Origin of the sequence: Psychrobacter sp. Pi2-1 (assembly GCF_904846645.1) — a bacterium.
Taxonomy (GTDB): domain Bacteria; phylum Pseudomonadota; class Gammaproteobacteria; order Pseudomonadales; family Moraxellaceae; genus Psychrobacter.
The window spans coordinates 34,458-48,113 of sequence record NZ_CAJHBO010000008.1; the positions used below are offsets into that span (position 1 = coordinate 34,458).

Annotated in this window: 13 protein-coding genes; 3 read left to right on the top strand and 10 right to left on the bottom strand. The window is 45.3% G+C overall.

What is annotated here, in order from left to right:
- Nucleotides 1-38: 38 nt before the first annotated feature.
- The 10 genes from JMX91_RS06380 to hutU form a co-directional block, all read right to left on the bottom strand.
- A complete protein-coding gene (locus tag JMX91_RS06380; RefSeq protein ID WP_201548175.1) occupies nucleotides 39-719 on the bottom strand; it encodes a class I SAM-dependent methyltransferase in 681 nt (226 codons plus the stop codon).
- Nucleotides 720-1,129: 410 nt separating this feature from the next.
- A complete protein-coding gene (locus JMX91_RS06385; RefSeq protein WP_201548176.1) occupies nucleotides 1,130-1,744 on the bottom strand; it encodes a hypothetical protein in 615 nt (204 codons plus the stop codon).
- Nucleotides 1,745-1,884: 140 nt separating this feature from the next.
- Nucleotides 1,885-2,508 (bottom strand): hypothetical protein, encoded by a 624-nt coding sequence (locus tag JMX91_RS06390; protein ID WP_165598499.1) that lies wholly within the window; start codon nucleotides 2,506-2,508, stop codon nucleotides 1,885-1,887.
- 124 nt (nucleotides 2,509-2,632) lie between these two features.
- Nucleotides 2,633-3,382 carry a PhnD/SsuA/transferrin family substrate-binding protein gene (locus JMX91_RS06395; protein WP_201548177.1) on the bottom strand — a complete coding sequence of 250 codons (750 nt, stop codon included), beginning with the start codon at nucleotides 3,380-3,382 and terminating at the stop codon, nucleotides 2,633-2,635.
- 3 nt (nucleotides 3,383-3,385) lie between these two features.
- Nucleotides 3,386-3,880, bottom strand: a complete 495-nt coding sequence (locus JMX91_RS06400) for a PAS domain-containing protein (RefSeq protein ID WP_201548178.1) — start codon at nucleotides 3,878-3,880, stop codon at nucleotides 3,386-3,388.
- Between the two features lie 177 nt (nucleotides 3,881-4,057).
- Nucleotides 4,058-4,420: a roadblock/LC7 domain-containing protein gene (locus JMX91_RS06405; RefSeq protein ID WP_010201036.1), complete on the bottom strand. Its 363-nt coding sequence runs from the start codon at nucleotides 4,418-4,420 to the stop codon at nucleotides 4,058-4,060.
- Between the two features lie 246 nt (nucleotides 4,421-4,666).
- Entirely contained in the window at nucleotides 4,667-5,980 is a 1,314-nt protein-coding gene (gene hutI / locus JMX91_RS06410; protein WP_201548179.1) for an imidazolonepropionase, read from the bottom strand.
- A 47-nt stretch (nucleotides 5,981-6,027) separates the two neighbouring features.
- A complete protein-coding gene (gene hutG / locus JMX91_RS06415) occupies nucleotides 6,028-7,086 on the bottom strand; it encodes a formimidoylglutamase (protein WP_201548180.1) in 1,059 nt (352 codons plus the stop codon).
- Nucleotides 7,087-7,109: 23 nt separating this feature from the next.
- Nucleotides 7,110-8,672 (bottom strand): histidine ammonia-lyase, encoded by a 1,563-nt coding sequence (gene hutH, locus JMX91_RS06420; RefSeq protein WP_201548181.1) that lies wholly within the window; start codon nucleotides 8,670-8,672, stop codon nucleotides 7,110-7,112.
- 62 nt (nucleotides 8,673-8,734) lie between these two features.
- On the bottom strand, nucleotides 8,735-10,453 hold the full coding sequence (hutU, locus tag JMX91_RS06425; protein WP_227679305.1) for a urocanate hydratase: 1,719 nt from the start codon (nucleotides 10,451-10,453) through the stop codon (nucleotides 8,735-8,737).
- Nucleotides 10,454-10,838: 385 nt separating this feature from the next.
- Between hutU and JMX91_RS06430 the strand changes: the two genes are divergently transcribed.
- The 3 genes from JMX91_RS06430 to JMX91_RS06440 all read left to right on the top strand — a co-directional run bounded on the left by JMX91_RS06430 (nucleotide 10,839) and on the right by JMX91_RS06440 (nucleotide 13,655).
- Nucleotides 10,839-11,612: a UTRA domain-containing protein gene (locus tag JMX91_RS06430; RefSeq protein WP_201548182.1), complete on the top strand. Its 774-nt coding sequence runs from the start codon at nucleotides 10,839-10,841 to the stop codon at nucleotides 11,610-11,612.
- Nucleotides 11,613-12,060: 448 nt separating this feature from the next.
- The gene (locus JMX91_RS06435) at nucleotides 12,061-12,897 is read left to right on the top strand and encodes an amino acid ABC transporter substrate-binding protein (RefSeq protein WP_057761253.1); all 837 of its coding nucleotides are present in this window, start codon (nucleotides 12,061-12,063) and stop codon (nucleotides 12,895-12,897) included.
- 74 nt (nucleotides 12,898-12,971) lie between these two features.
- Nucleotides 12,972-13,655, top strand: coding sequence for an amino acid ABC transporter permease (locus tag JMX91_RS06440; protein WP_179797881.1), 684 nt, complete (start codon nucleotides 12,972-12,974; stop codon nucleotides 13,653-13,655).
- The last annotated feature ends 1 nt before the right edge of the window (nucleotide 13,656 follow it).

The following is a 13,656-nucleotide window of genomic DNA, read 5'->3' on the forward strand; positions in this document are numbered from 1 at the left end:
GAGGTATAAGAAACTTACTATAAAACTGCTGAGTATCTTTATTTACCTTGAGCAGTCTCATCACGTGAAAACGTCAGAATATGCCCTTTAAATGGCAAGTCTAGGTAAGTCGTATTTTCAGGTTTTACATGCTTACTACTAAAGCCAAACTCAGTCATCTTATTGGTTAGCTTGTTTTTGCGACCGCGACCAGGATCGACCACGATGACCTCGCAAGTCGGCATAGCATGACGGTCAATGAACTCAGCTAATATATCAATGTGTTGGTCTTCATAGAGTAAGTCACTACCGATAATCATATCAAACTTACCAAGATGGCTATTGTCCTCTGCCCAGTCTAAACGCTCAAAATTAATCTCTTTGTTATTATTCAGCGTGGTATTCCTATCAAGGAAATACTCAACCGTTGGATGATAGTCAGTCGCTGTGATGTCCGCATGCCTATGATTCAATAGCAGACTAGAGAGCGCCATACCGCAGCCAACTTCCAAGATACGTTTGCCTGCAATATCGTAATCAAGCATATGATTGGCCAGCACCAAGCTTGAAGGCCATATCACCCCAAACATCGGCCAAGAAGCAGAGCAGATGCCCAAATTTAACGCTTCGTCATCAGGGTCGCTAAATTGTTGATTATCACGCAAAGTACAAATATGAATGTCGGTGTTGCCAATTTCAATCGTTTGATAACGCACGCGCACAGTGGTCAGCGAAGTCATAAACTGTCCTAAAAAATAAGCAAGAATGCAAGGTTTGGCAGGAGTTGCCGATTTCGGTAGGGTACGACGTTGGAAAAGATAATTAAAATGTTGGAAGCTGTATAGATGTTTGAATAATTAGAGATTTGTGGCAACTTAAGTTGTGGCAAGAAAATACCTAAGTGTATGAGAAGAGTATGACCTAAATTCTAACAAGTTATTGTTAATTCTGAGAGTATTGTTATTGCTGCGTAGAGTTGGCTGATATCAAAGAGTGATATAGATAAAAATGGTACGAAAAAGATTTATCTGAGAATAAGCGGTACGCTTGATTTTAGCTAAGCACACTGCTTATGCTCGCGTAAAAGATTGAGATTAGGCATCAAATCAGACGATACAGTGGAATGAATTAAGTCAGTTAAGAAACCTCCTTAGTTAAGAAATCTCAATCCAGACGTTTTAAGGGCCCATACTAGCTCGACAAAAGCACGACTGTTGGTCAAAGGTTCGCCATCGATGATGAGAACGTATCCTGCATTATCTATCCATAAAAATACAAAGCTGGTCTCAGGAATGAGCAGATCAACCTGTTGAAAAAACGAGATTGCCTGACTCTCTACCGCCCAGCCGCGCTGTTTTTGGCGAAGCATAAAGCCTGAAAAATCAGCGGCGGCAACACTGAGCATGTCCGCCTCTTCTTGACTATAGCCCACTCGCGCTAAACAAAATCCTTCATCAGAGCCGATCGCGGCTCGGCGTTTACCAGACAAGCTCGCCACGACATAAGGCAAAAACTGGTCCAATGGTAAGTTAGGCGCTGGTAAAAACAGCGACAGCTTTTCAATCCAGCCTTGTTCGATAAAACTCTGTAGCCAGTCATCAGAATAACGCTGAAGCCAGTCAGCAGCAAGCAGCGTCTGATCATAAGACAGCAAATCCTGTAATGCCAGCTGCTCATCAGTTGGTTCGTTCTGTGAAAACGCCTCAAAAATACCAGCTGGCGTCAGGGTGAGATAGGTTTTATCAGCATTTAAGTAAGAAGACATAGTAACTACCATTATGATAAAAGTGATTAATAAGTAACAAATTAGGCTTTTATATCGTTGAGTTCAAATAATTTCGATACAAGGAAACCGAGCGTAAGTTATACATTAGTATGCTTAGTGAAGATGACGACGTAGTGGATTTATATGGATTTGACTATAGTTTGATCGAGATGTTGTTGGCAGTTGTCCCAACGCGCATCGAACTGCCAATCACTTCTACCCAAGCGGAACCATACCAGCGAAAACGCAAGGCGATCATTGCGCGCCGTACAATGGGCAAAAAACTCATTTTCGATTTGCTCGATCGTACCCCAGTCTTCGTCCTCACGCGCTTGCATCAGCTCAGTGGTGATGTCTTTAGCGATTTCTCGGGCATCGTCGCTGCTGATACGCAGCCGTTGCTTTTGCTCATTGAGAGAAGGAGATATCAGCACACTCCAACGAGTGGCCAACATACTATTGCGCTGGATGTATCTTTTTTTATCAATGCACTCGCGAAAGCCTTGCTGGACATGAGGATACAAACGATCTTTAATACGAGTAAATAGGTTGTTTACATCGTATGGTATATCAAACCAGCAACCATAAAAAAAGTCAGCCACTGCACCTTGTAGCGGCTCTTTCTCCGTCAACAGTAACGCTGCGTTGATGCGCTGCTCATGGAAGTGACGGTTATTGGGTGCCAAAAATACTTTACGAGAGTAAAACCGAAATACTCGGTGCGCGACTCTTTCGTTTTCTTTGATCAGGTCTGAATCAGACATAATAATACCCTCCTGTCATCGCTATTATTACGACGGTGCTGGCTTCAGTGATAATAATGTCATACGACAAGCGATGATGTAATCCAGAGAAATAGCGCTTGCTATCAATACAATGATTGAGCGACTAATCCAATAATGTCTGCATCAAATCAATCATAAATTCGGCATCTTCTTCGCTCATTGGCTCAAATCCTTGAGGCATGCCAAGCTCAGCCAAGGCTTCTTTACCATCTGCATCGTTATGCAAATTGAGGATGGCCTCTAGGAAGATTTGCGAATCGGGAAAGTCTTCTTTAACAAGGAGTACATGACTGATATCAGCCAAGTCACTTTCGATAAGTACCGATAGCTGAGTCTTGGTCAAACGTGAGAAGCTATGAAATATTTCTGCCAAGAAAAATGCGACTTGGGCTTCACCTTCAATGACTTTGCGGGCAGCCGCTTGATAGGTCTCGGTCACATCCCAGTTGAGATCAGAGGCTTCTATATCGACGGCTTCTAGCAATCGCAAACCAATCAGTTTGACATCTCGGTTATCGGCCATCGCGACAGTAGCCCCTGCTTGAATGTCTTCCAAACGGCTAATAGCGCTGTTGGCTGCGGCTGCAATGACCATCTCGTCAGATTTACCGATAGGTCGGGCAATGGCTCGATAGCCTTGCTCTCGGATGAGAGTGGCTGCATCAAAAGGGTTAGCGTAAATAATTTGAATGTCACCAGCATCAATGACCTGCTCTTGCTCAGCGTGAGAGGCAGGAATATTGAGATGCATGTTTAAGTTGGCACGTTTTTGAATCAAGGTGTTGAACATGTGCCAGCCTGCAAAGCGATCAGGCGAGAAATCAGGGGCGATTAACATATTGTGTGTCGTCATGACTTAGCCTTCCTCATCTTGTTTCATTTGGGCATATTGAGTCATCGCCGCTTCAATTTTGCTGCGTGATGGCTTGCGGCGTACTGAGGTGTAGCCAACGGTTTCGCCGCGGCGAACATTGGGCACGACCGTGGCATAGACCCAATAATGACTTCCGTCTTTGCATAAATTTTTGACATAGCCATGCCATTTTTGTCCAGACTCAGCCGTACTCCATAAGTCTTTATAGGCAGCTTTTGGCATATCAGGATGACGCAAAATATAGTGCTGTTGGCCAATCAATTCATCTACATGATAGCCACTGATTTCGATAAAGGCATCGTTGACGTGAGTGATGATACCGTCGAGATTGGTACGCGAGACAATCAGCTTACCGTCTGGGTAGGGGCGCTCTATACCAGTATCATAGACAGTCCGTGACGTGCCATCATGATAAGTCATCGTGATTTGCTCAGCAGGCATATCGGGTTTGTGTGCATCAGGGATTGGAGAACCCATGGTCATCTCCTTCGTTGATCGTTATATCGTCAATCCTCTATAAATTGGATACGGTGTCAGCCTTGCTTAGCCTACTACTAGTGGTGCTTTCACCCAGTTTTCTTATATTCAAATTATATTGAACCGACTATGTTTTTAGTGATTAAAAAGCTGATAAGTTCGATAAGCAGTCGCCAATCAAATGAGCTTTGCCAACGCTTCTGAGGCGCGCTTAATATCTAGGAATATCAAGCCAAGCTTGGCGTTGGGTTTTGCCATGATGGTAAGTACGGCTTCATCGCCTGATGAGGTCATGATGACGTAGCCTTTCTCGCCTTGAATCATAATGCGATCAATACTACCGCGCGCCAACTCGCGACCTGCACGGTCACCTAATGATAATAATGCTGCTGACATAGCACCCACGCGATCTTCATCCACGCCGGTTGGTAGAGCTGAAGCAATCATAAGACCATCGTTAGAGATTAGCGCAGATGCCTCAACATCTGCTGATGAACTGTTTAAGTCTTCCAGTATCTGCTGAAATGAATCTGTACGCATATCGCTTTCTCTATACTGTTTGTTAATTTTTATTTATGAACTATAGTTAGCCAAAAATAACCCTGTTTAAAAAAGGGTATTGTAAATCCTTACTAATAATATTGATATAGTAAATCCCTATTTAAAGTGAGGTTATGAAGTTTTTTTTCTTCAATTTCATAAAATTTGCAGCCTTTCTACCAAAAGAAGCCCCAATCATTTAATGACTGGGGCTTCTTTTAATGATGATAAATGAAGGTAGGTTGATTATATTGTGTCGCGCCATTGTCCTTGAACCATAATGCCTTGGATAGGGTTTAGCCCCATCTGATAGGCCAAGTCAGCAGGACGAGCAATATCCCATAGCGCTAAATCAGCATCGTAGCCCACTTCTATTCTGCCTTTGTTAGGTAGCCCTAACGCTTGTGCTGCATAAACGGTTGAGCCTGCCAATACTTCTTCAGGCGTGAGGTAAAATAGCGTACAGCCCATATTCATCGTCAATAACAGCGACGTTAACGGTGAGGTGCCAGGATTACAATCGGTTGAAATAGCCATAGGAACTTGATGTTTACGTAATGCCTCAATCGGTGGCAACTTGGTGTCACGTAGCGTATAAAATGCCCCTGGCAATATCACGGCAACGGTATTGCTAGCGGCCATTTTTTTGATATCTTCTTCTGACAAATGCTCTAGATGATCGCTCGATAGTCCTTTATATTCAGCAACTAAGGCACTACCACCTATATCAGACAGCTGCTCAGAGTGCAGTTTGACTGGTACATCTAATGAGCGCGCGACCTCAAAGACTCGTCTGATTTGATCGCTACTAAACGCAATGTTTTCACAGAAACCATCGACTGCATCGACCAAACCTTCTGAATGCAGAATTGGCAGCCACTCGCAAACTTGCTCAATATAATCGTCCGCACGATTTTTATACTCAGGTGGCAAGGCATGCGCTGCTAGATAAGTGGTACTGACATGAATGTCGTATTTTTCACCCAGTTGGCGAGCGACCGTGAGCATTTTGCGCTCCGTGTCTAAGTCCAAGCCATAGCCAGACTTGATTTCGATACTGGTAACGCCTTCTTTCATAAGTGCGATTAAGCGTTTTTCACTTTGTGCAAATAGCGATTCAATACTGGCAGCGCGGGTAGCACTGACCGTCGCGACAATACCGCCGCCCTGTGCTGCAATGTCTTGATAGCTAGCGCCTTGCAATCGCGCTTCGAACTCATTGCTACGGTTGCCACCATAAACGATATGCGTATGACAGTCGATAAGCCCTGGAGTTATCCACTTACCATCTACATCTGTGATTTGGCTATCTTGATATTTAGGCAAATAAGCAGTGACTTGCCCCTGTGTACCAATCCAAGCGATGTTGCCGTTTTTAATACCGATAGCCGCGTTCTCTAGCTGACCATATGGGATGCTATTAGCTTGATTGTCGGCATAAATACCAAAACTATGCTGCTCTGAAAAAGTCGCAATATTGGCGTTGATGATGATGTGGTCAAATGATGTCATAGTAGACTCGTCGAGCGTCTGCTCGTTAAAATTTTCTGGTGCATTCATAATATGCTCCTAATTATTGTGGAGTCAGAGACCTTTGTTGGCAAGATCTAAGCGCTAAGTAAGTGCTGCTCTACAATAGTCGCTAGTAAGCGAGCAGCAACTTTGCAGCTACGACTGTCAATATCAAAGGTAGGATTAATCTCAGCAATGTCTGCCATTTTTACTTTGCCTGATGTCATGATGGTTTTTACCATGCGCTCAACAAAACCCAGCTCAATACCAAAGGCGGCAGGTGCGCTTACACCCGGCACGACACTAGATGGCAAGCAGTCCATATCGATGGTTAAATATATAATATCGACCTGATCTACAAAGCTTTTGACCCGCTCGGCAAGTATTTGCCAAGGCTGATAATGACAGTCTTCATCACTAATGACCTGTACGCCCAACTGCTCAGCGCGATCGAAAAGCGCCGCCGTATTAGAAAAGCGACTGACGCCAATACAGCAATAGTGAAAAGGCTGATCGTGTGCATCAAGGTGCTCAGCAATTTGACGAAAAGGTGTCCCAGAAGTCGCCACATCCGACTGACGAATATCCAAATGCGCGTCAAAATTAATAATTCCGATTGTCGGTGCTGCGGATGTGCTGACAGTCGTATCATTTGTTTCTTTCAACGCCTGCCATAATCCCAGAAAACTACCATAAGCGATGGCATGACCACCGCCAAGTCCGATGGGTAGACCACCTTGATTAACGATTGTACTCGCTGCATTGGCATATTTGAGTTGAGCTTGCTCAAGAGAGCTGTCGGCAAAGCCATCATTATCATCACAATGAATGTCACCAGCATCACCCAATAAGGTTGATAACTGTCCATCAAAACGTTGTTGTAAATCAGCGATGACTGGCAGCGTAGCAAAGGCTCGACGAATCAATGGCGGGGCAGCTCTAGCACCTACGCGGCCTTGATTGCGTCTGACGCCTTGATCACAGGCAAAACCAATTAGCCCAATATTTTGATCTTCGTAAGGCAGAGAAAGCTGGTACCAATAGCGGGCACGCGTAGTCTCAAATGGCTCTGCACGCCCTGTCCACTGGGTCATATCAGCAGGTGTATGGCTAATGCGTGTGGTAGTCGTTTCTGCTGTTCTCGCTATGGTCATCGCTGCTCTCCGCTTATTGATCTTTATTTAGACTCGTACCAATCGCTGCGTAGTGACTGCCAATGTTCGGCAAGCGTACCGTCTAATACCAACTGTTTGGCCGCTTCGATATCAGGGGCGAGGTATCGATCTTTATCATAGAAAGTCACTTTCTCACGTAATTTCTGATGCGCGACTGTCAACGGCTCTGAGGTATCTAGGCCACGATGGAAGTCGATACCTTGACCAGCGGCGAGCAGCTCAATACCGATAATAGTGGCGGTGTTTTGCACCATCTCGTATAGGCGGCGTGCGCAATAGGTGGCCATAGACACATGGTCTTCTTGGTTGGCAGAAGTCGGGATACTATCGACGCTACCAGGATGGGCGATAGATTTGTTTTCTGAGGCCAGTGCTGCGGCGGTCACATGAGCAATCATAAAGCCTGAGTTGACTCCAGCATTATCAACCAAGAATGGCGGTAAGCCACCAGACAGAGTCGCATCGATCAGCAAGGCCACACGGCGCTCAGACATAGAACCAATCTCGGCGATTGCTAAGGCTAGAATATCCGCGGCAAAAGCCACTGGCTCAGCATGGAAGTTACCACCTGATATAGCAACTGGCCCATCTTCGTTATTAAAGATTAGTGGGTTGTCTGTTACCGCATTTGATTCGATGAGTAGCGTTTTTCCTGCTTGGTTGATGATATCGAGACAGGCGCCCATGACCTGCGGCTGACAGCGTAGGCAGTAAGGGTCTTGCACTCTATCGTCTTGCTCGCCGTCATGTGAGGCACGGATAGCACTGCCTTTGATGAGTTGACGATGTGCTTTGGCGATTTCGATTTGACCATGATGGCCACGTACTTCGTGAATACGTGCATCAAATGGTGAGTCCGAGCCTTTTGCAGCATCAATCGACAGTGAGCCGACAATGGTCGCAGTCTCAAGCAAGTCACGCGCTAAGAAATAACCCCGTAACGCTAGAGCAGTTGAGACTTGCGTACCGTTGATAAGCGCAAGGCCTTCTTTGGCTGCAAGAGTAATAGGTTCAAGTCCATGCTGGGCTAGGGCGTCAGCCGCAGGTACTTTTTTACCTTCAACAAACACATCGCCTTCACCCATCATCGCCAGCGTCATATGTGATAATGGCGCTAAGTCACCAGATGCTCCAACTGAACCTTTGGCTGGGATATTGGGTGTGATTTGGTTGTTGATTAAGCCAAGTAAACTATCTACCACCTCGCGGCGTACGCCGGAAACGCCTTGCGCCAGACTGGCAACTTTCATCACCATAATTAGTCGTACCACGCCTGCAGGGAGAGCTTCACCCGTGCCCACTGAGTGAGAAACGATTAGGTTGCGCTGAAGTAGCTCAAGTTGGTCGTCACTGATACGCGTCTTTGCTAAGAGGCCAAAGCCAGTATTGATACCATAAGCGCTTTTGTCTCGTGCAATGATGGTACGTACATCTTCGTGCGAGGCATCTATCGCCTCATAAGCACTCTCAGGTAGTGTCAATATGACAGGCTGATCGTAGATATCACGTAGCATCTTAAAGCTAAGCTGGCGAGGATGTAGGGTTAGTTGTTTGATATTGTTCATAGGGGTAATCCTAGTTGCATAGTTATCTGGCTATTTATTTTTATAAAGTAAAATGATTCGAATTATTTGATCATTGGCAGATTTAGACCATAGTCTTTCGCTGTTTTAATCGCCAACTCATAACCTGCATCTGCATGGCGCATCACACCTGAGCCGCAGTCATTGACCAGTACTCGCGATAAGCGTTTGGCTGCAGCGTCCGTACCGTCTGCGACGATGACCATACCTGAGTGCTGCGAGTAGCCCATGCCAACGCCGCCGCCATGATGTAGTGATACCCACGTCGCGCCGCCTGCCACGTTCAGCATACCGTTCAATAGCGCCCAATCAGATACCGCATCCGAACCATCTTTCATGCTCTCTGTTTCGCGGTTTGGACTAGCGACAGAACCCGTGTCTAAGTGATCACGACCAATGACGATTGGGCCCTTTAGCTCGCCGTTTTTGACCATTTCATTAAATGCTAAGCCTGCTTTGTCACGCTCACCAAGCCCTAACCAGCAGATACGAGCAGGCAAGCCTTGGAATTGAATACGCTCTTTTGCCATATCTAACCAGCGATGAATATGTTTATTTTCAGGGAATAGCTCTTTGATTTTTTGATCAGTCTTATAGATATCTTCTGGATCACCCGATAGCGCTACCCAGCGGAAAGGACCTTTACCTTGGCAAAATAGCGGACGAATATATGCAGGGACAAAACCTGGGAAGTTGAAGGCATCTTTGACCCCTTCATCAAAAGCGACCTGACGGATGTTGTTACCGTAATCAGTCGCTGGAATGTCCATCGCTTGCAAGTCTAAAATCGCTTGTACGTGTACGGCACAAGACTGAGCAGCGGCTTTGGTCAGTGCTGCATGTTGCTCTGGATCTTCCTGAGCAGCTTTCCATTCTTCGACCGTCCAACCGCTTGGTAGATAGCCATTGATCAAGTCATGCGCTGAGGTCTGGTCGGTGACCAAATCGGGTTTCATGCCACCAGCGTTAGCACGCTTGACCATCTCAGGTAAGATATCTGCGGCATTACCAAGTAGGGCGATAGAGACAGCTTCGCCAGCGTCCGTATGTTGTTTGATTAGCTCATAAGCGTGGTCAAGATCGTCTGCTTGCTTGTCGATATAACCAGTACGCAAACGGAAATCGATGCTAGATTGCTGACACTCGATGTTTAGTGAAGTCGCACCTGCAAAGGTAGCAGCTAGTGGCTGCGCGCCGCCCATACCGCCCAGACCGGCGGTCAAAATCCAACGACCCGCCCAGCTACCATCATAATGCTGACGACCTGCTTCCACAAAAGTCTCATACGTACCTTGGACGATGCCTTGCGTACCGATATAAATCCAGCTACCAGCAGTCATTTGACCGTACATAAATAGGTCTTTGCGATCTAACTCGTTGAAGTGCTCCCACGTCGCCCAGCGCGGTACAAGGTTGGAGTTGGCAATCAAAACACGCGGGGCATTTTCATGTGTTTGAAACACGCCTACTGGTTTGCCAGATTGCACTAGTAATGTCTCGTCATCTTCTAACTCTTTTAGCGACTCTAAGATTTGGTCATAGCTTTCCCAGTTACGGGCTGCGCGTCCGATACCACCGTACACGACTAGGCTTTTTGGGTTTTCTGCCACATCAGGATGCAGGTTGTTTTGCAACATGCGATAAGGGGCTTCGGTCAGCCAACTTTTGCAATGTAGCGTGCTACCGGTAGGCGCAGCAATATTACGGCTCTCATCGCGGCGAGTCAGCTTAGTTTCTTTGTTGGTTCCGTTGTCAGTAGTCATGATCATATCCTTGTGATAGCGAATAGGGCGATAAAGTCATTAAAGTAAGTGTCTTACAGTCAGTCTAGATATTCATTTACTAAGTATTTATCTACTATTAAGTATTCATCTAAATTCATAAAAATATCGAATCGATAAAACAAATTTTCTAGCACCGCTGTAAAGTTGTATATACAAATTATCAAAGATACTTTTTTCATGCAAGGTTTTTTTTCGTGAGCTGATTATTTTTGTGATTAACTCAGCCGGTTTAGATAACATCGAGTGAGTTGAAAAGCGCCCTAGTTAATACTGAACGCTCAGACATTTTGACTAAGGCTTGCACGGTGGTCTCGTGATATTATGTGGTCATTCCTATTAGCAAAACTGACGGTCAAAGGCGGATATGACAAAGACGATTCCGGCGTATCAACGCATAAAAAACGCCATACTAGACAATATTCATTCTGGTAAGTGGCAAGCGGGCAACGCGATTTCGACAGAAATGGCATTGGCTGAAGAGTTTGGTGTGTCAAGGATGACAGTCAACCGTGCGCTAAAAGAGCTGAGCGAGGAGCGGGTGTTAGAGCGTCGACAAGGGTCGGGCACGTTTGTCGCGCAGCAGCAGTTCAATCATACCTTTGTTGAGGTACGCAACATCGCTGAGGATTTAAAGTCTGCCAATCGTGATTATGAAGCACAGGTCGTGAGTAAGCGTGCTATTACGGCTGATATGCTCGATAATGAGCTGCGTCGTAAGTTTGGTATTGATGAAGGGGCTACAATTGATGAAGGGGCTACGTCTGTAAACGCGATTGCTCAGACAGATGCTAGTGATGAAGCTGTCTTGTATGAAGTAAAAATCATTCACTTTGCCGATGGTCAGCCCATACAGTTTGAAGAACGCTGGGTCGATGCCAAAAAAGTACCGAAGTTTATCGATCAGGATTTTAGTGTAGTCAATACCAGTGATTACTTGATTGCCAAAAGTCCTCTAGAGAGTGGAAGCTATACCATCCGAGCATTGGCAGCCCCTGATGAGATTGCTGAGTTTTTGCAAATTGCGCCGCAGTCACCAACGCTTGTGTTGCGTCGGCAGACCTATTCGGCTGGCCAAGTCGTTACCTTTGTAAAGATGTGGCATGCGGGTGATCGCTATCAGTTCTCAGGCGAGTTATAGCAGATATAGTCAAGCCTATATAAATCCGCTACATCTTCATCCTCGCTAAGCATACTAATGTATAACTTGCACTCGGTTTCTTTGTATCGAGATGATATTGAACTGACTATAGCTTACGTATGCTCACTGATTGTGTACGTTTTTTCTGTCTAAAGTGAGATACTATATCCATAAACTGTTATTTAATAAGATAGCAATTGGCGTTAATTAAACTCGCCAGAATATTTGAACAATCGTTAAAAATTAAAATATAATATAGAAACAGTATTGAAAAATAGCCCAAATAGCCTCAAATCGGGCAACCAAAGCCGAATATCATAGAGGAGCTTATATTGTTCTTCTGTGTCGGCTTGTCCTATTTATTAGCACCGTATATTTTATTAGTGCTGTGTGTCTTATTAGCATTATGTGTTTTTACTTTATTCATTCACTCTTATAAGGACGTCTTATGAAACGTCGTACTCTTTTAGCCCTTGCCGCCAGCACTATGTTCCTTGCCGCTTGTGGTCAATCTACTACCAACGAAGCCGATACCAGTGCAACTGACAGCGCTGCAACAGGCGGTTCTGATTTGCTACAACGTATCAACAACGGCGGCACCATCAACGTCGGTACAGAGGGTACTTATCCTCCGTTCACGTATCATGATGAGAGCGGCAAACTAACGGGTTATGATGTTGAAGTAACGCGTGCAGTCGCGGATAAACTAGGCGTAGACGTTGAGTTTAAAGAAACTCAATGGGATGCGATGTTGGCTGGTTTGGATTCAAAACGTTTTGATATGGTGGCTAACCAAGTTAGTTTGACCACGCCTGAGCGTAAAGCAAAGTATGACAAAGCAATGGCTTATAGCTGGTCAGGTGCGGTTGTATTGGCACCTACTGATGACAACCGTTATAGCTCGTGGGAAGGTTTAAAAGGCCTACGTACGGCGCAATCACTTAGCAGTAACTATGGTGAGCTTGCAGAGCGTTATGGTGCAGAGATCGTTCCTGTCGATGGTATGGCGCAAGCGATTCAATTAGTGAAGCAGGATCGCGCTGACTTTACGATGAATGACAATCTAGCGGTATTGGATTATCTAAAAAAGTTCCCAGATTCTGATCTTGAGATTAAACTGACTGCACCTGCTAGTGAGTTACGTGGTTCAGGCCTAGTGCTTATCAAAGGTGATGATGAAGTCGTAGCGAAACTGGATGAAGCGATGGCTGAATTGGCGGCTGAAGGCACGCTAACTAAGCTTAGCGAACAGTTCTTTGGTGCTGATATAAGTCAACAAAAATAATGTCAGTTTCTATCATGTCAGCTTCTGTAATGTCTACATCATGGTTCGCGGACTTATTGGCAGTATTGCCATTTATGAGTCCTGATCGAGCGCAGATTGTCATCTCGTCGTTTTGGCCAATGCTCAAAGGCGGTATCTATTATTCGATACCGCTGGCATTGATCTCATTTGCGATTGGTATGGCCATTGCACTGACAGTGGCATTGATTCGTATCATTCCGCGTGCCACTTGGTTCCATGAAATCATTTATCGGCTCGCTCGTGTCTATGTGTCCGCCATTCGCGGTACACCGATGCTGGTTCAGCTGTTTATTATTTTCTATGGTCTGCCAAGTGTCGGGGTGAAGCTTGATCCCTTTCCCTCAGCGATTATCGCATTCTCATTGAACATCGGTGCTTATGCATCGGAGACAGTGCGTGCTTCGATTTTGTCAATACCAAAAGGGCAGTGGGAAGCAGGCTCGACGGTTGGTTTGACGTATCTACAGACTTTTCGTCATGTGATTTTACCGCAGGCGCTTAGAGTATCGGTGCCGCCGTTGTCCAATACCTTTATCAGTCTGGTAAAAGATACCTCACTTGCTTCATTGGTATTGGTCACTGAGCTATTCAAACAAGCGCAGATTATCACAGCTCGTAACTATGAGTTTATGCTGGTCTATACAGAGGCGGCAATTATCTACTGGGGTATCTGTCTGTTCTTGACCTTTATCCAAGGCAAGCTTGAAACTCGACTAGACCGTTATGTAGCAAAATAAG

What these genes read in the sequence shown, in the direction of transcription:
- JMX91_RS06380 (WP_201548175.1), bottom strand. Translation starts at nt 719, where the DNA reads ATGACTTCGCTGACCACTGTGCGCGTGCGTTATCAAACGATTGAAATT.
- JMX91_RS06430 (WP_201548182.1), top strand. Translation starts at nt 10,839, where the DNA reads ATGACAAAGACGATTCCGGCGTATCAACGCATAAAAAACGCCATACTA.
- hutI (WP_201548179.1), bottom strand. Translation starts at nt 5,980, where the DNA reads ATGAATGCACCAGAAAATTTTAACGAGCAGACGCTCGACGAGTCTACT.
- JMX91_RS06400 (WP_201548178.1), bottom strand. Translation starts at nt 3,880, where the DNA reads ATGGGTTCTCCAATCCCTGATGCACACAAACCCGATATGCCTGCTGAG.
- hutH (WP_201548181.1), bottom strand. Translation starts at nt 8,672, where the DNA reads ATGAACAATATCAAACAACTAACCCTACATCCTCGCCAGCTTAGCTTT.
- JMX91_RS06440 (WP_179797881.1), top strand. Translation starts at nt 12,972, where the DNA reads ATGAGTCCTGATCGAGCGCAGATTGTCATCTCGTCGTTTTGGCCAATG.
- JMX91_RS06405 (WP_010201036.1), bottom strand. Translation starts at nt 4,420, where the DNA reads ATGCGTACAGATTCATTTCAGCAGATACTGGAAGACTTAAACAGTTCA.
- hutG (WP_201548180.1), bottom strand. Translation starts at nt 7,086, where the DNA reads ATGACCATAGCGAGAACAGCAGAAACGACTACCACACGCATTAGCCAT.
- JMX91_RS06435 (WP_057761253.1), top strand. Translation starts at nt 12,061, where the DNA reads ATGAAACGTCGTACTCTTTTAGCCCTTGCCGCCAGCACTATGTTCCTT.
- JMX91_RS06395 (WP_201548177.1), bottom strand. Translation starts at nt 3,382, where the DNA reads ATGACGACACACAATATGTTAATCGCCCCTGATTTCTCGCCTGATCGC.
- JMX91_RS06385 (WP_201548176.1), bottom strand. Translation starts at nt 1,744, where the DNA reads ATGTCTTCTTACTTAAATGCTGATAAAACCTATCTCACCCTGACGCCA.
- JMX91_RS06390 (WP_165598499.1), bottom strand. Translation starts at nt 2,508, where the DNA reads ATGTCTGATTCAGACCTGATCAAAGAAAACGAAAGAGTCGCGCACCGA.
- hutU (WP_227679305.1), bottom strand. Translation starts at nt 10,453, where the DNA reads ATGACTACTGACAACGGAACCAACAAAGAAACTAAGCTGACTCGCCGC.